The 22,416-nt window shown below is 62.0% G+C and carries 27 protein-coding genes, 1 tRNA gene and 1 pseudogene; 8 read left to right on the top strand and 21 right to left on the bottom strand.

Annotated elements, in window-relative coordinates:
- Window positions 1-137 precede the first annotated feature (137 nt).
- A complete protein-coding gene (locus tag AC1DVW_RS14610; RefSeq protein ID WP_477323916.1) occupies window positions 138-1,211 on the top strand; it encodes a hypothetical protein in 1,074 nt (357 codons plus the stop codon).
- 337 nt (window positions 1,212-1,548) lie between these two features.
- Window positions 1,549-1,625, top strand: a tRNA-Pro gene (locus AC1DVW_RS14605).
- A 288-nt stretch (window positions 1,626-1,913) separates the two neighbouring features.
- Here the strand turns inward: AC1DVW_RS14605 and AC1DVW_RS14600 are convergent.
- The 3 genes from AC1DVW_RS14600 to AC1DVW_RS14590 all read right to left on the bottom strand — a co-directional run bounded on the left by AC1DVW_RS14600 (window position 1,914) and on the right by AC1DVW_RS14590 (window position 3,296).
- A complete protein-coding gene (locus AC1DVW_RS14600) occupies window positions 1,914-2,114 on the bottom strand; it encodes a hypothetical protein (protein WP_477242854.1) in 201 nt (66 codons plus the stop codon).
- 132 nt (window positions 2,115-2,246) lie between these two features.
- The gene (locus AC1DVW_RS14595) at window positions 2,247-2,546 is read right to left on the bottom strand and encodes a DUF1236 domain-containing protein (protein ID WP_477323914.1); all 300 of its coding nucleotides are present in this window, start codon (window positions 2,544-2,546) and stop codon (window positions 2,247-2,249) included.
- Between the two features lie 558 nt (window positions 2,547-3,104).
- The gene (locus tag AC1DVW_RS14590) at window positions 3,105-3,296 is read right to left on the bottom strand and encodes a hypothetical protein (RefSeq protein ID WP_477323912.1); all 192 of its coding nucleotides are present in this window, start codon (window positions 3,294-3,296) and stop codon (window positions 3,105-3,107) included.
- 191 nt (window positions 3,297-3,487) lie between these two features.
- On the opposite strand from AC1DVW_RS14590, the gene AC1DVW_RS14585 reads away from it, so the two are divergent.
- Window positions 3,488-3,637 (top strand): hypothetical protein, encoded by a 150-nt coding sequence (locus AC1DVW_RS14585; protein WP_477242851.1) that lies wholly within the window; start codon window positions 3,488-3,490, stop codon window positions 3,635-3,637.
- Window positions 3,638-3,701: 64 nt separating this feature from the next.
- On the opposite strand, the gene AC1DVW_RS14580 is transcribed toward AC1DVW_RS14585, so the two are convergent.
- The 3 genes from AC1DVW_RS14580 to AC1DVW_RS14570 form a co-directional block, all read right to left on the bottom strand.
- Entirely contained in the window at window positions 3,702-4,127 is a 426-nt protein-coding gene (locus tag AC1DVW_RS14580) for a hypothetical protein (RefSeq protein WP_477323910.1), read from the bottom strand.
- A gap of 129 nt (window positions 4,128-4,256) precedes the next feature.
- Window positions 4,257-4,715, bottom strand: a complete 459-nt coding sequence (locus AC1DVW_RS14575; RefSeq protein WP_477323908.1) for a YbaK/EbsC family protein — start codon at window positions 4,713-4,715, stop codon at window positions 4,257-4,259.
- A gap of 176 nt (window positions 4,716-4,891) precedes the next feature.
- A complete protein-coding gene (locus AC1DVW_RS14570) occupies window positions 4,892-5,173 on the bottom strand; it encodes a helix-turn-helix domain-containing protein (protein ID WP_477242849.1) in 282 nt (93 codons plus the stop codon).
- Window positions 5,174-5,483: 310 nt separating this feature from the next.
- Here AC1DVW_RS14570 and AC1DVW_RS14565 point away from each other — a divergent pair.
- The 4 genes and pseudogenes from AC1DVW_RS14565 (at window position 5,484) to AC1DVW_RS14550 (ending at window position 8,112) form a co-directional block, all read left to right on the top strand.
- Window positions 5,484-6,097 (top strand): annotated as a pseudogene (locus AC1DVW_RS14565) (hypothetical protein).
- Window positions 6,098-6,262: 165 nt separating this feature from the next.
- Window positions 6,263-6,469, top strand: coding sequence for a hypothetical protein (locus tag AC1DVW_RS14560; RefSeq protein WP_477323906.1), 207 nt, complete (start codon window positions 6,263-6,265; stop codon window positions 6,467-6,469).
- Between the two features lie 193 nt (window positions 6,470-6,662).
- Window positions 6,663-7,661 (top strand): ATP-grasp fold amidoligase family protein, encoded by a 999-nt coding sequence (locus tag AC1DVW_RS14555; RefSeq protein WP_477323904.1) that lies wholly within the window; start codon window positions 6,663-6,665, stop codon window positions 7,659-7,661.
- 172 nt (window positions 7,662-7,833) lie between these two features.
- Window positions 7,834-8,112 carry a hypothetical protein gene (locus AC1DVW_RS14550; RefSeq protein ID WP_477323903.1) on the top strand — a complete coding sequence of 93 codons (279 nt, stop codon included), beginning with the start codon at window positions 7,834-7,836 and terminating at the stop codon, window positions 8,110-8,112.
- A 74-nt stretch (window positions 8,113-8,186) separates the two neighbouring features.
- On the opposite strand, the gene AC1DVW_RS14545 is transcribed toward AC1DVW_RS14550, so the two are convergent.
- The 7 genes from AC1DVW_RS14545 to AC1DVW_RS14515 all read right to left on the bottom strand — a co-directional run bounded on the left by AC1DVW_RS14545 (window position 8,187) and on the right by AC1DVW_RS14515 (window position 12,992).
- Window positions 8,187-8,489 (bottom strand): hypothetical protein, encoded by a 303-nt coding sequence (locus AC1DVW_RS14545; RefSeq protein WP_477323901.1) that lies wholly within the window; start codon window positions 8,487-8,489, stop codon window positions 8,187-8,189.
- Window positions 8,490-8,589: 100 nt separating this feature from the next.
- Complete coding sequence (locus tag AC1DVW_RS14540; protein ID WP_477242843.1) at window positions 8,590-9,132, bottom strand: MerR family transcriptional regulator; 543 nt, start codon at window positions 9,130-9,132, stop codon at window positions 8,590-8,592.
- 132 nt (window positions 9,133-9,264) lie between these two features.
- Complete coding sequence (locus AC1DVW_RS14535; protein WP_477242842.1) at window positions 9,265-9,588, bottom strand: integration host factor subunit alpha; 324 nt, start codon at window positions 9,586-9,588, stop codon at window positions 9,265-9,267.
- Window positions 9,589-9,690: 102 nt separating this feature from the next.
- Window positions 9,691-10,626 (bottom strand): beta-ketoacyl-ACP synthase III, encoded by a 936-nt coding sequence (locus AC1DVW_RS14530; protein WP_477324376.1) that lies wholly within the window; start codon window positions 10,624-10,626, stop codon window positions 9,691-9,693.
- Window positions 10,627-10,696: 70 nt separating this feature from the next.
- Window positions 10,697-11,767, bottom strand: a complete 1,071-nt coding sequence (gene plsX / locus AC1DVW_RS14525) for a phosphate acyltransferase PlsX (RefSeq protein WP_477323899.1) — start codon at window positions 11,765-11,767, stop codon at window positions 10,697-10,699.
- A 122-nt stretch (window positions 11,768-11,889) separates the two neighbouring features.
- Window positions 11,890-12,438 carry a YceD family protein gene (locus AC1DVW_RS14520; protein WP_477323897.1) on the bottom strand — a complete coding sequence of 183 codons (549 nt, stop codon included), beginning with the start codon at window positions 12,436-12,438 and terminating at the stop codon, window positions 11,890-11,892.
- Window positions 12,435-12,992, bottom strand: coding sequence for a ubiquinol-cytochrome C chaperone family protein (locus tag AC1DVW_RS14515; protein ID WP_477323895.1), 558 nt, complete (start codon window positions 12,990-12,992; stop codon window positions 12,435-12,437). The genes AC1DVW_RS14520 and AC1DVW_RS14515 overlap by 4 nt, the downstream gene beginning before the upstream one ends.
- Window positions 12,993-13,106: 114 nt before the next feature.
- Between AC1DVW_RS14515 and AC1DVW_RS14510 the strand changes: the two genes are divergently transcribed.
- Window positions 13,107-13,628, top strand: a complete 522-nt coding sequence (locus tag AC1DVW_RS14510) for an outer membrane protein assembly factor BamE (RefSeq protein ID WP_477269195.1) — start codon at window positions 13,107-13,109, stop codon at window positions 13,626-13,628.
- Between the two features lie 188 nt (window positions 13,629-13,816).
- Here the strand turns inward: AC1DVW_RS14510 and AC1DVW_RS14505 are convergent, their stop codons facing one another.
- From AC1DVW_RS14505 to ribH, 8 genes are all read right to left on the bottom strand, one after another.
- Entirely contained in the window at window positions 13,817-15,958 is a 2,142-nt protein-coding gene (locus tag AC1DVW_RS14505; protein WP_477323893.1) for a sodium-translocating pyrophosphatase, read from the bottom strand.
- 240 nt (window positions 15,959-16,198) lie between these two features.
- Window positions 16,199-16,948 carry an ABC transporter permease gene (locus AC1DVW_RS14500; RefSeq protein WP_477269192.1) on the bottom strand — a complete coding sequence of 250 codons (750 nt, stop codon included), beginning with the start codon at window positions 16,946-16,948 and terminating at the stop codon, window positions 16,199-16,201.
- Window positions 16,945-17,883, bottom strand: coding sequence for an ABC transporter ATP-binding protein (locus AC1DVW_RS14495; protein ID WP_477323891.1), 939 nt, complete (start codon window positions 17,881-17,883; stop codon window positions 16,945-16,947). Before AC1DVW_RS14495 ends, AC1DVW_RS14500 begins: the two co-directional genes overlap by 4 nt.
- Window positions 17,880-19,043, bottom strand: coding sequence for an ABC transporter permease (locus tag AC1DVW_RS14490; protein ID WP_477323889.1), 1,164 nt, complete (start codon window positions 19,041-19,043; stop codon window positions 17,880-17,882). Before AC1DVW_RS14490 ends, AC1DVW_RS14495 begins: the two co-directional genes overlap by 4 nt.
- A gap of 56 nt (window positions 19,044-19,099) precedes the next feature.
- The gene (gene osmF / locus AC1DVW_RS14485) at window positions 19,100-20,011 is read right to left on the bottom strand and encodes a glycine betaine ABC transporter substrate-binding protein OsmF (protein WP_477323888.1); all 912 of its coding nucleotides are present in this window, start codon (window positions 20,009-20,011) and stop codon (window positions 19,100-19,102) included.
- 157 nt (window positions 20,012-20,168) lie between these two features.
- Window positions 20,169-21,380, bottom strand: a complete 1,212-nt coding sequence (locus tag AC1DVW_RS14480; protein ID WP_477323886.1) for an MFS transporter — start codon at window positions 21,378-21,380, stop codon at window positions 20,169-20,171.
- On the bottom strand, window positions 21,377-21,877 hold the full coding sequence (gene nusB, locus AC1DVW_RS14475) for a transcription antitermination factor NusB (protein ID WP_477242830.1): 501 nt from the start codon (window positions 21,875-21,877) through the stop codon (window positions 21,377-21,379). Before nusB ends, AC1DVW_RS14480 begins: the two co-directional genes overlap by 4 nt.
- Window positions 21,874-22,368: a 6,7-dimethyl-8-ribityllumazine synthase gene (gene ribH, locus AC1DVW_RS14470; protein ID WP_477323884.1), complete on the bottom strand. Its 495-nt coding sequence runs from the start codon at window positions 22,366-22,368 to the stop codon at window positions 21,874-21,876. The genes nusB and ribH overlap by 4 nt, the downstream gene beginning before the upstream one ends.
- Window positions 22,369-22,416: the final 48 nt, after the last annotated feature.

Genomic DNA, 22,416 nt, shown 5'->3' with positions numbered 1-22,416 from the left:
ATGTCGTCAATTCGGTCTGCCAGCAAGTGCCGGGCGCTTGTGGCGCGAACCCAATACCTCCGTCCTTGATTGGCTAGCTTAGGCGCATGACAACCGTTACCCGCACTTTCCTCCATGACCTCGTCTGGACGAAACCAATGGACGAGGTCGCCGCTGATCTCGGCAGTTCGGCCGGGACAATCGTCGCGGTCTGCCGAGCAAACGATATACCAGTTCCGCCACCCCACTATTGGCGAAATGTCGCCAATGGCAGTCCACCGAAGCGCCGGGCGCTGCCGACAGATAAATTCAAGCGAAATCAGACGGTGCTGATAGGCCACCAAGTGGAACCAGTTATCAATGAACTGAGGATCGCGAACTCGGACGCGGGCTCCGAAGAACTCCTCCGGATTGCGGTCGAGGTAATCGACCCAGTTGCAGTCGCAATTCAGAAGGACCTGAAGCGTTCGTCGTTGGCTGGCGAAGTCCGTCAACGATCGGGCCTCATACGAGTAGACATAGGCTTAGAAAGCCTCCCTCGTGCTGCAAATCTCATCGCCAGCATAAAGGCTGCCATTCTGGGGCGTTCATGGAGCGTCGCTGTAGATGCCAAGGCTGGTGTGGCAGTCGATGGTGAGGATGTCGAGCTGGCCTTATCCGAAGCATACGCGTCGATCCCGCACACGCCTACCGCAGCAGAAATACGCGACAATCGAAGCTACGGTCGACATATCCCCGAGCACGATCAAGTGCGGTCCGGACATTTGCAACTGTCAATCACAAATGCGACCTACCTCGGTGTCCGTCAAAAGTGGGCTGACGGCAAACGTCAACGGCTCGAGGATATCTTGACCGGCTTTGTCGACGGGATCGAGCGCGCTGCCGCGGCCTTGAAGCAACTGCGCATCGAGCGAGAGGAGCGAGCGCGTAGGTGGGCGGAAGAGGAGAAGCGTCGAGAGGAGCGAGAGCGGCTGGAAGCGATTGACCGAGTTCGGGGCGCAACTTTCAGAGAACAGGCAACCGCACATCAACAGGCTCGGGAACTCCATGCTTATATCGAAGCTGTGAAGAGCCGGCTCGTTCGAGGATCCGAGCGCGACGTTCAAGTTTTGGAATGGATCACTTGGGCAGAAAACTACGTTGCGCGAAAGGACCCGCTCAATGGTGGGTTGCCTGTCCTTCTTAGCGAAGACGACGCCTTCAGAATGAGGTGGCAGTATCCCGACAGGTAGACTTTCGGTTGCGGGAACTTGCCGTTCAGCGGACACAGAGGGCGCCTTATCAAACTCTGCTAGGGGCTTCCTGGGAAAACCGGAAAATGAACGCGCCGGGGAGCCGGCCGGCCACGCCATTAGGGAAATCGCAGGCTGGCTGCATGCGAAAGGCCGCTGCGTGTGGGGCGATCAACTCTAATCAAAGACGGACAAACGATGAACACCCGGTGTGATTTTCGGTGTGACTTTTGGTCTCGAAACCCACACCGAGACCCCATTTGTTCTAATTTCGCCGATTTTGTTCCGATAATGCTCTTGCGCGCCAACCCTTGAGAATATAGGGCTTTGCGCGGTCCGGAGTGTAGCGCAGCCCGGTAGCGCACTTGACTGGGGGTCAAGGGGTCGTCGGTTCGAATCCGGCCACTCCGACCATTAGTTCCTTGAAATCCCTAGTTTTTATTGAAGGCGCCCTCCGGCGCCTTTTCTCGTTTTCGGAACGAAAGGCGCCCATATCGCCCGTTTCGGAACCCGGAGACCCGAAAAAGTCCCGAACTAACCGCGCGAATGTTCTGCATCCGTGCACGTTGCGATTCCGGAATTCGCCTACCAATCGCTCCCAAGGAACCCGAAATGCTAGGTCCGTCAATGGTTGATAATGCAACGGCCTGGCTGGCCTTCGCAGGCGTCGTTCTGGCGCTTGCGTGGTGGTGCTGAAATTTCTTACTCCGCCGCCCCCTTGGCAAAAGGTGACGCGCTCGGCACGCACAGCAGCGACCAACCGGCAGGCGCCGGCTGTTTTTGATATTCGGTGATAGCGGCAGCGCATTGTTCATGTGTGTCGAAAGAGCCGGGCAGAATGGCCATTCCCCCTTGCGGACCGGCGACTACCAAATACCAGATCAACGCTGCGGTCGAAGCCATGGCCTTCCTCGTCAGAGGGTTTGGAGCAGCAAACTAGTCGCCTAGAGGATGCTAGATATGCAGGACTGACCAGTGATAACACCCGCACTCCCGTCGCCCCAATGGGCGACGGGCTGCAGCCGTCTGCTGTGTTCAGTCATAGACTTTGATGATCTTGTGCGTGCCCGGATCGACCACCACCGTCCGATTGTCGATCACGGTGTAGCGGTACTTCACATTCGGAACTTCATGAAGCTCCACCGTATCGGGGAGAGCCGTGCCGACATTGAGTTCCACACCGGGCAGCTTCAACGAAGCCAGGGGCTGCTTCTTCACGTATTCCCGGATGACCGTTTCCTGTTCCGGCTGAATGATGATGTCCTCGGCCGCGGCTGCGCCGAGACCGGCAAGCAACAAAACCGCCGCAGCGGTGCTGGTAAGATGGGTTCTCATAATCTGCTCCTTTTTGGGCTCGGCAGAGCGATATTGGCTCCGCGCAAAACCAACCGGACCTGCGAAAAAATGTTCCCCGGGCTGGACTTCGGTCGGAAGTGAGTCAGACCTAGGTCTGATGATGACAAGCAATGGTCTTACCAAGCGCGCTGGCCGGAACGAGGCCCCATCTGCAGCCGTTGTTTCACGTCTTCAACGGGAGGAATTCATGGATAGGAGTGTTGGCCAAGCGCGCTGGTTGCTCGCACCAATCTTCGGTGTGGCCATCACCGTCATGGTGATTGGATTGGCCCTTGGCTGACAGTTTGCACATTGGCGCAGCTGTGTTCCATTCCTGCGCCGATAGGGGTTCGCCCGCTACGGCGGGATGGCGAGCGAACCCGCATTTTGGTGAGGGAGAGGCGGACCTAATGTTCAACGATAAGGAAACCCGATTTTGGGAAACTGGGCTGGTCCTGGCGGTGCCGCTCACCGTGTTGATCGCAAGCCTCCTTGGCCTATTGTGCATGCCTGGACTGATATGAACGCGGTCGTCGCTTTTGCGTGAAGAAGCCTCGTCTAGACCCGCGCGAAGTCGGCAAGCCCTAGACGTCGCCGCTGGCCTTCCGCGAACACGAGCGCGAATGCCTCCAATTCGAATGAGCGGGTAACTTCCTGGTCTTCCTCGACCACGCGGACGAACCATTCGCCGCAGGCCTCAACCACTTCAACGCAAGGACGGACCTTGTCGCTGGCTGCCACGTCATCCACCGCAACCTCCTTAGAAAGCAATGGGAACGCCGATTTTTATGTCCGTCAAAACGGGTCTTTCAATTAAAAAAGACATACGCTTGCATTTTTCGAGCGGCCTTCAATAGGAACCATCGCCGCCGGGGTTTCGTTTTCGTCCCACGGATGGCTCCGTGACTGCCGGGCCTTCCACTGTTTGTTGGGAGCGACAAATGATCAGAAAGCTCAAATCCGGGAAATACCGTCTCTATTCGCGCAAGAAGGATGAAAAGACCGGCCGCCGACGCAATCTCGGTACTTTTGATAACCGCGAGGCCGCCGAAAAACATGAACGCGAAGTCCAGTATTTCAAGCGTCATTGAGGCGGATCCCGCCAATCACGAACTAGCGACCTGTTTCGTGATTCGTCGGTTCGACCCTAGGTTGTTATCGAAGGGTGCCCGCAGGCGCCTTGTTGTTCCCCGAACGAAAGCCGCTCGAACCGCCTGACGGCGGCCGGTGGAACAAGTGCGGCGATGCCGACACGCTGTTGATTTGCCAGATCGGCAAGAGGTGCCAGTGACTCCTGGCCAGGCTCGAAAAGAGATCCCGTTGGTTTCCTCTCCGATCGAAATGCACCGCGAGGCCCTGGTCCGCTGCGAACAGGACCGCGTAGCGCTCGATCTGATCGTCCGATAGCTCGCAATCGCAGACTGTATCCCGCACCGACTGAACTGCCGAAAACGTTGAGATGATGCGTCCGGGAGCACAGCAGTCGATATATCGCGCGACAGCGTCGATGACGTCGTCAGGAACGAGAAAGTTGAATTGGCGCGAACTGGTTTTGGTCGGCGCTACGATCCGCTTTAGCATTTCGCCTTCTGAAAGCCCCGCGCGATGCTAGCTCTGGGGCAGATACATCAGCAAGGGCTAATGGACAGCAGGTGGATGTTATGCACTGAATTCTAACATGCCCAGGAAACACCCGTCCCGCGCATCACCCTACTGGCAGACATCGACCCACTCGGCGCTGACGATTTGCGCCATAAGCTGCGGGTTGAGCCGCACGGCGGCATTGGTTGCACCTGCGGCTGGCACCACCTCGTCGAAGTCGCGCAGCGACACGTCGCAATAGACCGGGAGCGGCGCCGGCAGACCGAACGGACATACCCCGCCGACAGGATGGCTTGTCGCAGCGAAGACCTGCTCGGCGTCCAGCATGCGCGCCTTGCCGCCGAAGCGGTCCTTGAACTTGCGGTTGTCGAGCCGGGAAATCCCGCTGGCGACGATCAGCATCGTTTGATCGCCAACGCGCAGGCAGATCGTCTTGGCGATCTGTGCCGGTTCCACGCCATGCGCCTCTGCCGCCAGAGCCACCGTCGCCGAACTGGCCTCCGTCACGAGGACCTCGACGTCGGGGGCACGGGCAGCGAGAAAGGCACGGACCGAATCAAGACTCATTTCGCCGTTGTTTCCTTCGAAATAGGGGCTGGAGCTCACTGGATAGCTTCCCCATCAACCGGCGGCAACCTTGCCGCCTTTCGACGCATGCGGCGAGAACAAGCCGCTCGAACACAAAAAGCCCGCCAGGGCAAACCATGGCGGGCGTGTTGCGAAGACGCTTGCCGTCGCTGCTATCAGACGGCTCGCCTTTCCGCGGGTTGCGCCAGCACTGCCGGATCGATCAGCGCACTTTCCGGAAGTCGAAGTGCCGCGGCGATGCGTCGAAGCCGCGACGGATCATGATCCTTGCCGTTCTCGATGTTGGCAATCTCATCAGTCGACAGGCCGCATGTCAGGGACAGCTCTTCCAAACTGTATCCCCGGCTTTCCCGTATGGCGCGCAGCGCGCTGTGGTCGGGCGCAATGTCAGTCGCCGCCAGTTCGGAGAGGGCTTCGCGTTTTGCATTTTGGGGCATTGGCAACTCCGTGGGCTGAAAGGGTTTGGATCAAATCATGGGTGTTGCCTGAGACGCGGGAGAATGCCTGCTCATTAACTATTTGCCAAGTGGCAATGGAGGCGTCACGGCATCGTGAACCAATGCCGGAACGGCCGTCTTGCCGACGAAGCCGGCGCTCCTCAAAGACTGTCCCATCAAATTCTTTTGAAGGACTGCGGATCGAATTGTTCGACGGTTTCAGGCCGCCCGTTCGTTGAACTGCTGTGGCTGGCAAACCAACCATCCTGGCCAACCACCCTGGCCAGCTTTTCGCAGAAGGACAAAACCCATGAATTTGAAGACATTCGCGATCGTGCTCGGCACGATTTCAAGCCTTGCCGGCATCAGCCTCGTTTCGGCTCAGGCAGCGGACACCACGCGCGTGCGCGGCACGGCGGTCGGTTTTGCCGGATCGACGCTGACGGTGAAGACCCGCGAGGGCAACACGGATGCGATTACGCTGGCGCAAGGCTGGAAAATCTCCGGTGTCGCCAAGGCATCCGCGCAAGACATCAAGCAAGGCTACTTCCTCGGCATCGCGTTGGTCTCGAAAGCCGATGGCGGCAGCGGCGCGCTGGAAGTCGTGGTCTTTCCGGCTGCTCTGAAGGGTGCCGGCGAAGGCGACCGTCCTTGGGATCTGCAGCCCAACAGTCGCATGACCAACGGCACTGTCGCCGATGTCACCAACATCGATGGCCGGACGGTGACGCTTACCTATGACAATGGCCAGAAGAAGCAGATCGCCATTCCGCAAACGACGCCGATCGTCACCTTCGCCCCGGCCGTCCCTGGCGACCTCAAGCCCGGCGCGACAGTGTTTCTCACCGCCAGCGGGGCAGCGGTGGCGCACTCACCTCCGCCAGGGTCGTCGTCGGAAACAACGGCATCGTGCCGCCGATGTGAGGTGTCGAGCCCGTGAACCCCTCGGACACAATCCGGAAACAAAATTCTACAGTCGGGAAAAACTGTCGAAAAAATCCAGGAGGATAGTTCCAATCGCGGCGCTCATATCACCGGCATGATCCGGTGCCCCTCAAAAGCGGTCCGCGCAGAAAAGGAACCGAAGTCATGAAGAAGTCTCTCCTGTCGGCCCTCGGCCTGGCTTTTGCCCTGGCCATCTCGCTGCCGGTCATCGGTGCCAGCAGCGCCGATGCAGCACCGCTGCACAAGAAGCATCATCACCATCATCGTCATCACCACAAGCATCACTGGCATCACTGGCATCACCACCACCACCATCATCATCACAAAAAGGTGGTTGCGAAGAAGATTTAGTATCCGTCTTGTCCAGTGGGAAGGCTGGCTTTGGACCTCTAACCAGGCCGCCTTTCTGCTGGTTTTTCATGCGCGTGCTCGCCTCGCCAAATGAGGGCTTGATGCGGCCAGGGTGATGTATGCTAGGGGGATGACTTCGGGTCGATCGGCCCGCTTGCCGGCCTGACAGGGACTTTCCCGAGAGGTATCCCAAGTGAAGGCCAACATCCCGGTCAGACACCGTCTCGTTCTGGCTGTTGCGCGCCTGCTGCTGACGCTTCGCCACCCGGCCCTGGTCGTTCGGTTCGTCATGAAGCTGGGCTATTTGCCCAATCCGGCCGCCCCTGAGAGCTATCACGAGCGATTGCTCTGGCGAAAAATCTTCGACCGCAATCCACTGTTCGTGACTCTGACCGACAAGCTCGCGGCCAAAGCCCATATCCGCGACGCCTGCCCGGAACTGGCCTTGCCGCGGACGCTCTGGTCCGGACGCGACGCCATAGACATTCCTCGCGACCTGCTGGCCGGCGATGTCGTCGTCAAGACAAACCACGGCTGCGCGATGAACATATTCGTTGCCAGTGGCGACCCCAATCGCGGCTTCATCGTCGCCAAGGCGAAGCACTGGCTGAGAAAACGCTATGGCCGCCGCGATGGCGAATGGGCCTATTGGCCGATCGTTCGCACCGTGTTCGTGGAAGAGCGGCTGGCGCTCTCTGGCGCACGGATCGCAACCGACATCAAAGTGCATGTTTGCGGCGGCGTGGTAACGCATGCCTGGGTCGAGGATAAGGCTGCGGGGCGTTCGCTGCTTTTGGATCGGGACGCCAATCCATTGCCCGGGCGCGATCCGGACTATCCCCGCGAGGATCAGGCGGTGCCCGTCAATGCGCGACTTCTCAGCTATGTCCGCCAGGCGGTGTCGATCGCCCCTGCCATTGCCGGCGACCTCGACTACATCCGCATCGACTTCCTGGTCACCGATCATCGTCTCTATGCCGGCGAGATCGTCGTCTATCCCGGCGCCGGCTATGGCACCACCACCAATCCGGCGTTCGCCGGCGAAATCGAGCGGCTCTGGCGGCTCGATCGGTCGCATTTCATGGGGCGGCGGCACAGAGGTCTGGCGCGCTTCTATGCTGGCGCGCTGCTCGCCAAATGCATGATCGATGCCGGCCATTCCCGACAGATACCGGCAGATTGCGAAGCCTGAAATTGACGCCGAGAATGACGCTTTGATGCCTGCGGCGCTCAAAAAAGTTTGAACCGCCGCGTGAACCTTTCCCCTCTGGGCCGCACCAAGTCGGCATGGACGCCAAGAAGGCGATCCCAATCCAGAAGGACGCCACAACGGCGATCCACGATCCAGAGAAGGAAATGCTCAAATGACCAACTATTCGAACTTCAAGCGCCTGTCCCTTGCCGCTGCTGTCGCCATTTCGGCGCTCGGCTCGATCTCGGTGCCGGGCTCGGCTTTCGCCAATGGCACGCATCCCACCGGCGACGGCGGCGCGGTTTGCAAGGGCGCAGGCCACTGTCTGGTGCTCGAGATCGAGTGCAAGGGCACCTACACGGACGCCACCGACAAGAACGGCACCGCCTATGGCAAGTGCAGCCAGACCGCGCAGGTTTCGCCGCAGGGCAAGATCAAGCTCGCGAAGTAATCGAATGCCGATCAAGGAAATGGCGGTCGTCCGCGGGACGGCCGCCATTTTCTTGTGTCCGGAACAGAGCGCCGCTACCTGCGGCTGAAGAGCAGGCTGGCGACCAGCCCGACCACCACCAGGCCCACGGCAGCGGCAGTCGCGGGATGATCGCGCGCCGTCCTTTCGATCGCCCTGCCCTGCTTCCTGATCGCGGGCAAGGCGTCACTGATGCGGTCGGCAAGCTGCGCATAATAGTCCGACGCGGCATCACGCCCGTCTTCGTAATAGGCGCCGCCCCGCTTGGCCACGACCTTGCGCAGTGCAGCCAACTCGTTGGAAAGGACAGCGACCCGCTTGTCCAGGTCGATGTCGGTGATGGTCGAAAGCGATGCCATGATGTGTTTCCTTCATTGCAGAAGGAGAGGTAACGCATGGCTGCAAAGCCGGTTCCGGCTTTTGGAAGAACAAGGCGCTGACGCAGCGATCGACCTGCGGTCAGCGCACCTGATCGAGCAGGCGCTTGCATTCCAGGAGGTCGAAGAGAGCTTCCTGCAGCAAGGCGCGGTTGTCGCGCGACAGTTTCGACGCTCCGGGCTGGACGGGACCTTCGTCGTCGGTCTTGCCGAGGCCGAAGAAGCGGCGGCTGGGTTTCACCTTGGGTTGGCCGACCAGCATCTCGTCGTCCATGCCGCGCGGCTGGGCCGCAGGCGTCAGCGGCACGGCGTCAGCCTGCCGGCGCTGCGAGATCGCCTCGACCGCGGCCATGTCGCCATTGCCGATGGCGACCAGGAAATGGTTGCCGTTCTCGCGCAGCAGTTTTTGCACGCCCTTGATCGTATAGCCCTGGTCGTAGAGCATATGACGGATGCCCTTGATCAGTTCGACATCCTGCGGCCGGTAGTAGCGGCGGCCGCCGCCGCGCTTCATCGGCTTGATCTGGTTGAAACGCGTTTCCCAGAAGCGCAGCACATGCTGCGGCAGATCGAGATCCTCGGCGACCTCGCTGATGGTGCGGAAAGCATCGGGGCTCTTGTCCATGGGCGAATCCTCACGCTGGACGGCGATCCGGCTCATTTTGCCGAATCGAGCTTTATTTCAGCGGTTTATGAAACAATATTCAAGCCCGGCGTCAAAGAGGACCACCGTTTTCAACCGGCTTCGACGCGGAGCCTATTTGCTGCCCTTGGCCTTGCTGTTCTGGTGAGAGCGCAAGATGCGGCTTTTCAGCACGTTTGACGACTTGAAGGTCATCACCCGGCGCGGCAGGATCGGTACTTCCTCGCCGGTCTTCGGGTTGCGGCCGATGCGCTCATTCTTGGAGCGGACGTGGAACGTCGCAAAGGACGACAGCTTCACCGTTTCGCCGCGAACGATCGCTTCGCAAATCTCGTCCAGAACCGCTTCGACAAGCTCAGCCGATTCCGTGCGCGACAAACCGACCTTGCGGTAAACAGCTTCGGCAAGGTCGGCGCGCGTAAGTGTCTTTCCCCCCATGCGACCGTCCCATCAGCTCAAAAACATAAATCGATACAAGCAAAGGCAGAGCCTAAGTAATTGATCCGGCAAGGTCAAGGACCGAACCCGTCCGTTCGGCACTTACCAGCGGACCAGCACCGCGCCCCAGGTGAAGCCCCCGCCCATCGCCTCGAGCAGCACCAGATCACCCTTCTTGATGCGGCCGTCGGCGACCGCCACTGAGAGAGCCAGAGGCACGGAAGCAGCCGAGGTGTTACCGTGCAAATCGACGGTGACCACCACCTTTCGCTCTTCTATCCCGAGCTTTTTGGCCGAAGCGTCAATAATCCGTTTATTGGCCTGATGCGGCACGAACCAGTCGAGGTCTGCGGCGGTGATACCGGCCTGAGAAAACGTCGCCTCGATGACGTCGGTGATCATGCCGACGGCGTGCTTGAAGACTTCGCGACCTTCCATCCTGAGATGGCCGACCGTCCCGGTGGTCGATGGTCCGCCGTCGACAAAGAGCTTCTCCTTGTGGACGCCGTCGGAACGCAGGCTCATCGCCAGCACGCCATGGTCGGCAATGCTGCCTTCCCCCTCGCCGGCTTCCAGGACGATCGCGCCGGCGCCGTCGCCGAACAGGACGCAAGTCGAGCGGTCGCTCCAGTCGAGGATGCGCGAGAAGGTTTCCGCGCCGATCACCAGAACCCGCTTGGCCTGGCCGCCGCGGATATAGAGGTCGGCGGTGGTCACCGCGTAGACGAAGCCCGAGCACACCGCCTGCATGTCGAAGGCGAAGCCATGATGCATGCCGAGCCGGTTCTGGATCTCGACGGCGGTCGCCGGAAAGGTGTTGTTGGGCGTCGATGTCGCCAGCACGATGAGGTCGATATCGGCCGGCGTCAGGCCGGCGCTATCGAGGGCGGCACGCGCCGCCGCTTCGCCCAGCGAAGCCGTCGTCTCGTCATCGGCCGCGATATGGCGCTGGCGGATGCCGGTGCGCTGGGCAATCCACTCGTCGGAGGTTTCGACCATGCCTTCGAAGTCGGCATTCTTCATGATGCGGCGGGGCAGCGCGGCACCGGTGGGGGGGGGGCCGCGGGGAACGGGTGCCGCSCACGACTGATCTGATCAAAGCTCTGTCCTATTCCTTCGCGTCGACAACGACGTCGGATTTCCTGTTTGCCTGGGCATGCGGATTGCGCGCATGGAACAGATCGAGGTCGGCCTCGATGCGGTCAAGCAAATTGTTGCGCACCATGTCGTAGCCAAGCTCGATCGCCGCCGCAAAACCATTCGAATCGGCGCCGCCATGGCTTTTCACCACGATGCCGTTCAGCCCGAGGAAGACGCCGCCATTGGAGCGGCCGGGATCCATCTTTTCGCGCAAGCGGTCGAAGGCGCCCTTGGCGAAGACGTAGCCGATCCTGGCCATCAGCGTCCGGCTCATCGCCGCGCGCAAATAGCCGGCGATCTGCCTCACCGTGCCTTCCGCCGTCTTCAGCGCGATGTTGCCGGCAAAGCCTTCGGTGACGACCACGTCGACCGTACCCCTGCCGATGTCGTCGCCCTCGACGAAACCGTGATAGTTCATCGAGGCCAGATTGGCCTCGCGCAGCATGCGCCCGGCTTCCTTGACCTCTTCCTGGCCCTTGATCTCTTCGACGCCGACATTGAGCAGACCGACTTTCGGCCGGTCGATGCCGAAAACCGAACGCGCCATGCCGGTGCCGAGAATGGCAAAATCGATGAGCTGGTGCGCATCGGCGCCGATTGTGGCGCCGACGTCCAGCACCACGCTTTCGCCACGCATTGTCGGCCAGATCGCCGCGATCGCCGGACGATCGATGGTCGCCATGGTGCGCAGGCAGAATTTCGACATCGCCATCAGCGCGCCGGTGTTGCCGGCCGAGATGCAGGCCTGCGCCGTGCCGGATTTGACCGCCTCGACGGCTTTCCACATCGACGACTTCCAGCGGCCGTGGCGCAGTGCCTGGCTCGGCTTGTCGTCCATCCTGACGGCGATCTCGCAATGGACGAACTCGCTGACATCGGCCAGCTTGGGAAATTTGGCGAGCTCCGGGCGCACCACGTCCTCGCGTCCGTAGATGATGAAGCGGATATCAGGACGCCTTGTAGCGACCGTCATGAGCGCCGGGATGACCACGCCTGGTCCGTGATCGCCGCCCATGGCATCGATGGAAATCCTGATCACGCGGTGTTCATCTCACTTGCTTGGGGCCAGCGGCCTCGCGAAATACGGGGCTCGCGAAGGTTCGGCGAAAATAGCGGTTTTGGGCTGCCGCACAACCGACTTTTCTAATATTGGATCGGCTTTTAGGATTTTCCCAACAAGGATCGCAGCTTTTTCTGGAAATCGCTCTCCGCGGGCTCCGAATCGCCAACGGCGTCCAGGGATACACCTTGCTTGCGCGGATAAGGGTCGATGGCCAGTCCGAAGAACTGTTCGGCGAGCGCCCCGACATCGATCGTGTCGCCGGAAAATGTCTCCGGGCTGTCCGGCCCTTCGGCATCGAGCAGGATTTCGCCGCCGCCGTCAAAGCTCTGCCGTCCAAGCTTGGACTGCTCCGGCAGCAACAGTGCGTCGACCGGCTCATCGATATGCGCCGCGACCGGTTCGAGGGTGACGATGCAGGCTTGCGTGATGTCGGCCACCACATGGCCGCTTACCTTGACGCCATTGCGCTTCCACGGCGCCACCAGCAGTTCGGCGCGGTAGCTTTCGACCGAAAGCAGATCGTGCTCTTCGGCCAGAGCGATACGCTGCGCGGCATCGGCATCGATCACCACCATCAGGCCCTTGTGTGGCAGGCGGGCGACATTTGCCTTGAACGACACGGGGCTTGGGAGATCCGCAGGGTTCATCGGGTTCCTCCTTCAGCCTGGCCCGGCACGGGAAACACCAGCGTGCCGGAAACGATCGATTCGGTCGGCTGTGCCGCCAGGCGCTGGTCGACATTGACGACATAGGACGCCAGCAGCGCTGCTTGCGGCCAGGCGCCGGCGTCGGGCCTGATATTGCGGGCAAGGGCTACAGCAAGCGCTTCGCGGTCGTCGTGCTCCAGCGCGTCGTCATAGGCGGCAGTGCGGCCATAGAACATTTTCGCCAGTTTCTTCATGCGCTTCGGCACGCCGACGTCGCCAATGCCGAGTTCGCGCAGCGAATGCTCGACATCCAGGAAAAACTCGTCGATCAGCACCTGCGCGACCTCCCCGGCAACGCCGCTCTCGCCGCGCAGCCGGTGCTGAAACAGGAACATGTGCAGCGACAGCATCTCGAAACGGCCGAGAGGCGTGTCCGGCACATTCCATTCGGAATAAAACAAAGTCTGCCGCGCCGCTGCCACGATTTGTGCGTAAAGCGCCTCGGTGATAGCGCGGTTGGCGTGACGTTCGCGACCAAAAAGGCGCAGGAACATTGAGGGTGGTCTCCTAGGGACCGTATGTTGAATGGGCCTTGTTGCATCGGCAAGCAAGCTGGTTTACCGGTTTTGCGGCCCAGCGCAAGTTGCGGCCAGCTTATGGAGTTGTAGTTGCGCGCGCTGAAATTCAAGTCGACTTTTTTACCCATGCCTGCCGGCGCGATTTCGTTGTTGGTGATCGCTTCGGCGCTCTCCGCCTGCAACTCGTCCAAGATGATCGGCGATCTCAATCCGAGTGAGACGCTGACGCAGGGTTATGTCATCGATCAGCAGGCGGTCGACTCGGTTCCGGTCGGTTCCAGCCGCGAACAGGTGCTCCTGGCGCTTGGCACGCCGTCGACGACGGCGACCTTCGACAACGAGGCGTTCTATTACATTTCGCAGACGCGCAAGCGCTACGTCGCCTTCGACAAGCCGAGGCTGGTCGACCAGAAAGTGCTGGCGGTCTATTTCGGCCCTGACAGCCGTGTCACCCAGATCGCCAATTACGGCCTGAAGGACGGCAAGATGTTCGATTTCATCTCGCGCACCACGCCGACCGGCGGCAAGGACCAGAACTTCCTCAGCCAGATCATCAACGGCGCCAGCAAGCTGGCGCCCGGCCTGCCCAGCGGCGGCGGCGGCACGCCCTGATCACCAGATTCTGCGTTCCCTCCAGGGAAAGCAGCACCATCTCAGGCGACCAAAAACCCGTGGGAGCAATCCCACGGGTTTTTGTTTTGAGACGGCAAGCTATGGTCGCCAGACATCAATCTCCCAACACGCAAAGAAAAACCCGCGGGATTGCTCCCGCGGGTTTGTTTTCGAGCGCTGGGCGCTGATCAGCCGTGCGCGAGCACGGCCAGCAGCAGCAGCGCGACGATGTTGGTGATCTTGATCGCCGGGTTGACCGCCGGACCGGCGGTGTCCTTGTAGGGATCGCCGACCGTGTCGCCGGTCACCGAAGCCTTGTGCGCCTCGGAACCCTTCAAGTGCTTGACGCCGTCCTTGTCGACAAAGCCGTCCTCGAAGGACTTCTTGGCGTTGTCCCAGGCGCCGCCGCCCGAGGTCATCGAGATGGCGACGAACAGACCGTTGACGATGACGCCGAGCAGCGAAGCACCGAGGGCGGCAAAAGCAGACGCCTTCGAACCCGAGATCAACAGCACGCCGAAATAAACGACCAGCGGTGCCAGCACCGGCAGCAGCGACGGGATGATCATTTCGCGGATCGCCGCCTTGGTCAGCAGGTCGACGGCGCGCGCATAGTTCGGCTTCGAGGTGCCGGCCATGATGCCCGGATCCTCGCGGAACTGCTTTCGCACCTCCTCGACGATGGCGCCCGCCGCGCGGCCGACGGCCGTCATGGCGATGCCGCCGAACAAATACGGGATCAGGCCGCCAAAGATCAGGCCGGCGACGACGTAAGGGTTGGAGAGGTCGAAGGAGACATCGCCCATGCCCTGGAAGTAGGGATATTTGTCGCCATTGGCGGCAAAGAACTTCAGGTCGTTCGAATAGGCGGCAAACAGCACCAGGGCGCCGAGGCCGGCCGAACCGATGGCGTAGCCCTTGGTCACCGCCTTGGTGGTGTTGCCGACCGCATCGAGCGCGTCGGTGGATTGGCGCACTTCCTTGGGTAGGCCGGCCATTTCGGCAATGCCGCCGGCATTGTCGGTGACCGGGCCGAAGGCGTCGAGGGCGACGATCATGCCCGCAAGGCCGAGCATGGTGGTGACCGCGATCGCCGTGCCGAAAAGGCCAGCGAGCTGGTAGGTCGAGATGATGCCGCCGACGATGACGATGGCCGGAAGCGCCGTCGATTCCAGCGAGACCGCAAGGCCCTGGATGACGTTGGTGCCGTGACCGGTCACCGACGCCTGGGCGATGGAGTTCACCGGACGCTTGCCGGTGCCGGTGTAGTATTCGGTGATCACCACGATGAGGCCGGTCACCACCAGGCCGATCAGGCCGCAGATGAACAGGTTCTTGCCGGTGATGACCATGCCGGCGACGGTACCGACTTCGCCCCAGCCGAGGGTTGCCGAGGTGGCGACACCGAGGCCGACGATCGACAACAGGCCGGTGACGATCAGGCCCTTGTAGAGAGCGCCCATGATCGAGCCGTTGGAACCGAGCTTGACGAAGAAGGTGCCGACGATCGAAGTCAGGATGCAGGCGCCGCAGATGGCCAGCGGATAGAGCATCGCCGCACCCAGAGCGGCGGTGCCGCCGAAGAAGATGGCGGCCAGAACCATGGTGGCGACGACGGTCACCGCATAGGTCTCGAACAGGTCGGCGGCCATGCCGGCGCAGTCGCCGACATTGTCGCCGACATTGTCGGCGATGGTGGCCGGGTTGCGCGGATCGTCTTCAGGAATGCCGGCTTCAACCTTGCCGACGAGATCGCCGCCGACATCGGCGCCCTTGGTGAAGATGCCGCCGCCGAGACGGGCAAAGATCGAGATCAGCGAGGCGCCGAAGCCGAGCGAAACCAGCGCGTCGATGACGATGCGGTCGTTGGGCTCGAGGCCCATGAAGTGGGTCAGGATGAGGTAGTAGATCGAAACGCCGAGCAGTGCGAGGCCGGCCACCAGCATGCCGGTGATGGCGCCCGACTTGAAGGCGATGTCGAGACCGGCGGCGAGGCTGTTGGAAGCGGCCTGCGCGGTGCGCACATTGGCGCGCACCGAGACGTGCATGCCGATGAAGCCGGCAGCGCCCGACAGCACGGCGCCAATCAGGAAGCCGATCGCAGCGGTGATCGAAAGCAGCCACCAGGCGAGCACGAGCACGACCACGCCGACCATGGCGATGGTGGTGTACTGGCGCGCCAGATAGGCCTGCGCACCCTCGCGGATGGCCGCGGAGATTTCCTGCATGCGTGCATTGCCCTGATCGGCCGCAAGGACCGAACGCGTCGCCCAGATGGCGTAAAGGATCGAAAGCAGGCCGCAGGCGATGACAGCGGAAATTATGGTCATTGCCGAATTTTCCTCGATTGGTGGCCCAAAAGAACCCCTCCCTGGGCCGTTGAGACGGAGAGCGGATGCCGCCAGGCAGAATCCGTCCCTTCGCAGCGGCTTATGCGAAACAGGGCTCGGAACGTCAAGATATTGTTCGGTTTTTGCCCGGCTTTCACCGAAAAGGCGTATGTGCCAGCGCGTCTGCGGGCGCCGCCGTCCTATTAGATCGATTGAAATCGGTTCTGGCGCCGTGCGGGATTACTCTGCCTCACGCCCCATCCGGCGCGCGGTGTAGCGCTCGATCGCCGACAGCCCGTCATAGATCAGCACCGCAAGCGCGGCGACGATCAGACCGCCCTGTAGGACGAAGGCAAGGTTGTTCGACAACAGCCCGGCGATGATCACCTCGCCCAGCGTCTTGGCGGCAACGGTCGAGCCGATGGTGGCGGTGGCCAGGCTGATCACCACCGACAGCCTTATGCCGCCCAAAATGATCGGCGCGCTGAGCGGCAGCTCGACCTTGACCAGCCTCTGCCAGCCGGTCATGCCGGCGCCGCGCGCCGCCTCCACCACATTGCCGGGCAATGTCGTAAGGCCGGTCAGCGCATTCTCGAAGATCGGTAGCAGGCCGTAGAGAAACAGCGCGATTAGCGTCGGTTTTTCGCCAAAGCCGACGGCCGGCACGGCCAGCGCCAGCACCGCCACCGGCGGAAAGGTCTGGCCGATATTGACCAGGCTGCGCGACAGCGGCAGGAACTCGACGCCGACCGGCCTGGTGACCAAGATGGCGAGCGCCACCGCAACGATGGTGGCGGCCACGGTGGCAATCAGCACGGTCCTCAGATGCAGCAGCGTCAGCGTCAGCAGGCTGCCCTGATTGTAGATCGCCGGCGCGTTGTTTTCGGTCAGCGGCTTCAGCAACGGCTCGAACCAGCCGGGATTGGTGACGAATGCGACAAGCAGCACCACCAAAGCAAGCCTGAGCAGTGACGGCAGCCAGGCTTTCATGCCGGCCTCGCCGCGCGCTTAACAAGCCCGTCGATGGTGACGCGGCCGAGCGGCTTGCCGTCGGCGCCTTTGACCGGCAGCGCCGGACGGCCCGACCACAGAAGTTCCGCCAGCGCATCACGCTGGCTGGCATCGCCGGGAATGGCTTCGCCTTCGGCGGCGCCCTTTTCTACGGCATCGCGCACGCGGCCGAGCGACAGCAGCCGGAACGGTCTTTCGCTGGCGCCGACCAAGGTTTCGACGAAGGCGCTGGCCGGCCGCGCCAGGATCTCTTCCGGCTTGGCATATTGCACAAGCTTGCCGGCATCCATGACGGCGATCTTGTCGCCCATGTGCACGGCTTCTTCCATGTCATGGGTGACGAGGATGATGGTGGTGCCGAAGCGTTTTTGGATCGCCAGCAGATCTTCCTGCGCCTTGGTACGGATGATCGGGTCGAGTGCGCCGAACGGCTCGTCCATCAACAGCACGTTGGGTTCCGCCGCGAGCGCGCGGGCGACGCCGACCCGCTGCTGCTGGCCGCCGGACAGCTCGTGCGGATAGCGCGGCCCGTAGGCTTGCGGATCGAGCTGGTAGAGTGTCATCAACTCGTCGACGCGGGCCTTGATGCGGTCCGCGTCCCAACCGAGCAGCACCGGCACCGTGGCGATGTTCTGCGCCACCGTGCGGTGCGGAAACAGGCCGTGGCCCTGGATGGCATAGCCGATGCTGCGGCGCAGCTGGTAGCCGGGCAGCGAGCGATTGTCGGCGCCGTCAAGCTTGATGATGCCCGCGGTCGGCTCGACCAGCCGGTTGATCATCCTGAGCAACGTCGTCTTGCCGGAGCCTGACGTGCCGACGATGACGCAGACCGTGCGCGGTTCGATCACCATCGACACGTCGTCGACGACCGTCGTCGCATCATAGCGCTTGGTAATGCCTTCGATCTCGATCATGCCGTTTCAACCCTGCGTTTGGTCGTCGTCATTTCGATCACCGCGTCGAGGATGATGGCGGCGGCAAAGGCCAGCGCCACCGTTGGTACGGCGCCGAGCAGCACCAGGTCCATCGCCGTCTGGCCGACGCCCTGAAACACGAACACGCCAAAACCACCGCCGCCGATCAGTGCGGCAATGGTGGCAAGGCCGATGTTCTGCACCAGGACGATGCGGATGCCGGTGAGGATGACCGGGAAAGCCAGCGGAAACTCGACGCCGAACAGGCGCTGGCGGTCGGTCATGCCCATGCCCCGCGCCGCATCGTTGGCCGCGCGGGGTACACCTGCAAGCCCAACCACGGTGTTGGCCACCACCGGCAGCAGCGAATAGAGGAACAAAGCGACGAAGGCGGGCGCGGTGCCGATGCCGCGAATGCCGAGCGCGGCTGCCCCCGGAACGTGCGTCGCAACCCAGCCGAGCGGCGCGATCAAGAGGCCGAACAGCGCGATCGAGGGAATTGTCTGGATGATGTTCAGCACATTGAGCACGCCGGCGCGCAACCGTTCGACGCGGTGACAGAGGATGCCGAGCGGCAGGCCAATGATCACCGCAGCCGCCAGCGAACCCAGCGCCAGCGTCACATGCTTGGAGCCTTCGGCCCAGAAACTGTCGGCGCGATTGGCATATTCCTTGAGGATGGAGAGACTGTCCCAGCTCCCCGACACCAAAAGCAGGCCGATGGCCGCAGCCGCGACGACAAGCACGCCGACCCGTCCCCAAGGCGACAGGTTAAGCCTGGTCAGCACATCGGCGAGCAAGAGCGTGAAGGCAAAGATCAGGAGCCAGAAGCCCGAGGCCGGCGAGATACGGGCGAAAGTGTTGCCCGCCGGGGTCAGGAAAGTGCCGGCGACACCGATCAGAAACGTCAGCGCGGCGAGCGCGACAACACTGGCGGCAAGGCGCAGAACCAGCGGCGTTTTCAACAGCGCGATGAGCGCCGCGACGACGACGACCGCCAGCAGCAGCAATCCGGCCGTTGCCGGCAGCGCTTCAAGGATGGAGCGCGCCTGGCCGGGAACGATGCGGTTGGCGCGAAAGGTGGCGAACGGGGCGAGGAATGCCGCATAGGCCACGATCGCGGCGATGACCACGCCGAGCTTGTCGAACCGGATGCGCACGCCCTGCCCCCGTCAGTCGATCCGGCGCGCCACGAATGCGGCGCGCCGGGATCGCCCTATTTCAGGAAGCCGTTCTTCTTCAGGAAGTCCTCGGCGACGCCCTTGACCGGCTCGCCGCCGACCTGCACGCGGCCATTGAGTTCCTGCAGCGTGACGAGGTCGAGCTTGGCGAAGACCGGCTTCAGCAGCGTCTCGATCTCGGGGTGTTCATTGAGCACCGCCTCGCGGATGATCGGCGCCGGCTGGTAGACCGGCTGCACGCCCTTGTCGTCGTCGAGCACGACCAGTCCGGACGGCGCGATGCCGCCGTCTGTGCCGTAGACCATGGCGGCGTTGGCGCCGTTGGTCTGGTTGGCGGCCGCGGCAATGGTCGCCGCCGTGTCGCCACCAGACAGCGTGATCAGCTGTTCCGGCTTCAGTGTGAAGCCATAGGTGGTCTGGAACGCCGGCAAGGCTGCCGCCGAATTGACGAACTCGGCCGAGGCAGCCAAAACCACCGTGCCGCCGCCCGAAACGTATTTGCCGAAGTCGGACAGCGTTGCCAGCTTGTTGCTATCAGCAACCTCCTTGCGCAGCGCGATCGCCCAGGTGTTGTTGGCCGGCGATGGCGACAGCCAGACGATCTTGTTGGCGTCATAGTCGAGTTTTTTCGCGGCCTCATAGGCTTTCGCGGCATCTTTCCAGACCGGATCATCGGCCTTTTCGAAGAAGAAGGCGGCGTTGCCGGTATATTCCGGGTAGATATCGATCTCGCCGGCAGTGATCGCCTTGCGCACCACCGGCGTGCCGCCGAGCTGGATGCGATCTGTGGTCTTTATGTTGTTGGCGTTCAGCACCAGCTGGATGATGTTGCCGAGCACGCCACCCTCGGTGTCGATCTTCGAGGATACAACCACCTGGGCGCTGGCGGAGGCGGCGGTGATGCCGAGCGCAAGGGCTGCGCCGGCGAGAGCCTTGATTGAAAACATTGTGAAAACCCCTTGCTGTGAACCGAAATTCGGTGGCCGCATATGAGCATGGCTTCAACGCCCAGTCGGGGCACACGGTTTCATAAGATGCGGGATCAGCGCAATAATTTTGTTCGGAAGCGGCCATTCCGGCTTGGCCAGTCCCGACAGCGTGTTGTCAGCTGGGTTGGCGCAAGTCCGTGAACTTCAATGTCCCCAGCGCGACGAAACACAGCACCGTCACCGGGAAGACGATCCAGTTCAGCATCTCCCAGCCCCAGGCATTGTAGATCATGCCCGACATCAGCGATGCGAAGGCGACGGAGCCGAACAGGACGAAATCGTGGAAGCCCTGCACCTTGCTTTTTTCGGAAGGGTGGTAGCTGTCGGCGACCATGGCGGTTGCGCCGATGAAAGCGAAATTCCAGCCGAGGCCAAGCAGAATCAGCGCCGTCCAGAACTGCCACAGATGCAGGCCCGACAACGCCACTGCGGCGCAGCCGATGAGTAGGACCAGACCAGTGGCAACGATGCGTTCGGCGCCGAAGCGGTGGATCAGCGAGCCGGTGAAGAAGCTTGGCGCAAACATCGCCATGACATGCCAGGAAATGCCGAGCGTGGCGTCGTCTGTCGTCAGGCCGCAGCCGACCATGGCCAGCGGCGCGCCGGTCATGACGAAGCTCATCAGCGCGTAGCTGCCGACGGCGCAAAACAGCGCCGCGACGAAGCGCGGCCGGCTGACGATCTCGGATAGCGGCCGGGCGTCGCTGATGGCGATCTCAGTCTTGCCAGCAGCCTTGGCGGGAATGCGCAGGAACGACAGGATGATGGCGCCGACCGCGGCCAGCGGCAGAATGGCGGCGAACGAGCCGGCAAACATCACCGGCGCAAACAATTCGCGGGTGAAGATGACGATCTGCGGCCCGAGGATGGCGGTGATGATGCCGCCGGCGAGCACGAAGGAGATGGCGCGCGCCTTGAATTCGGGCGGCGCATTGTCTGCGGCCGCAAAGCGGAATTGCTGGACGAAAGCGCCACCGATGCCGATCACGGCCAGACTGAACGCGAACAGCCAGAAGCTTGACTGAAACAGCGCCAGCGTGGCGACCAGGCCGCCGAGTGCGGTGATGACCGTGCCGGTCATGAAGCCGCCGCGCTGGCCAAGCTGGCGGATGATTGCCGCGGCCGGCAACGCACCGACAGCCACGCCGACATTGAAGCCGGTGATCGGCGCCGTCGCCAGCGACTTGTCGGCGGCAAGCAGATACTGGCCGGCCAAGCCGCCCATCGAAATGGCGATCGGCGCGGCCGAACCGATGATCGCCTGCGAGACGGCCAGGATGATCGCCGTCCGACGCGCTTCTCTTGCGACCCCGGCGGCGACAGTCATACCGCGTCCTTGCCGCGCCCCTCGCCGCGCACTCGGCGCGACACGCGATCGAGCACGGCATTGACCAGCTTCGGCTCGTCGTCTTCGTAAAACGCCTTGGCGATGTCGACATATTCCGAAACGATGACGGCCACCGGCACGTCCTCGCGCTTCATCAGTTCATAGACGCCGGCGCGCAAGATGGCGCGCAGCGTCGAGTCGAGCCTGGACAGCGGCCAGTCTTCGGTCAGCGCCTGGCGGATGATCGGATCGATGCTTTTCTGGTTCTCGACGACGCCGGCGAGGATGGCGCGAAACCATTGCGCGTCGGCCTCGCGGTAGAGCGCGCCGTCGACTTCCTTGCCGAGCCGGAAGGCCTCATATTCGGCGGTGATTTCGATGACACCGCTGCCGGCAACGTCCATCTGGTAGAGCGCCTGAACGGCGGCAAGACGGGCGGCGCCACGCTTGTTGGCGTGGCGGATCGCGGGTTGGCCGGGCGCAGCGGGTTCGCTCACGATCCGGCTCCCAGCTGCTGTTTGAGCGCGATCATGGTCAGCGCGGCACGCGCAGCAAAGCCGCCCTTGTCGCCTTCCGAACGCTGTGCCCGCGTCCAGGCCTGCTCGTCGTTCTCGGTGGTCAGGATGCCGTTGCCGATGCAGACGGAGTCCTGCACGGAGATATCCATCAGCGCCCGGCTGGATTCATTGGCGACGATGTCGAAATGATAGGTGTCGCCGCGGATGATGGTGCCGAGTGCGACAAAGCCATCATAGTTTGTACCGCCTTCGGCCATGCCGTCGAGTGCGAAGGAAATTACAGCGGGGATTTCGAGCGAACCGGGAACGGTGACGACGTCATAGGTCGCGCCCGCGTCCTTGAGCGCGCTTGTCGCGCCGTCGAGCAGCGCGTCGGCAAGATCGTCGTGGAAGCGCGCCTCGATGATCAGAAGGTGGGCCTTCTGCTTCGGACGGATGAACGCTTTGCCGTGTTGGGATGTGCCAGCCATAGATGTCTCCGGGGGTAACCGGTGACTTAGGCTGAAGCCGGTTTGATC

The organism is Mesorhizobium sp. P3_B5 (assembly GCF_056402815.1).
The sequence above is the reverse complement of the archived record's forward strand: the minus strand, read 5'-3'. Positions and strand labels throughout refer to the sequence as shown.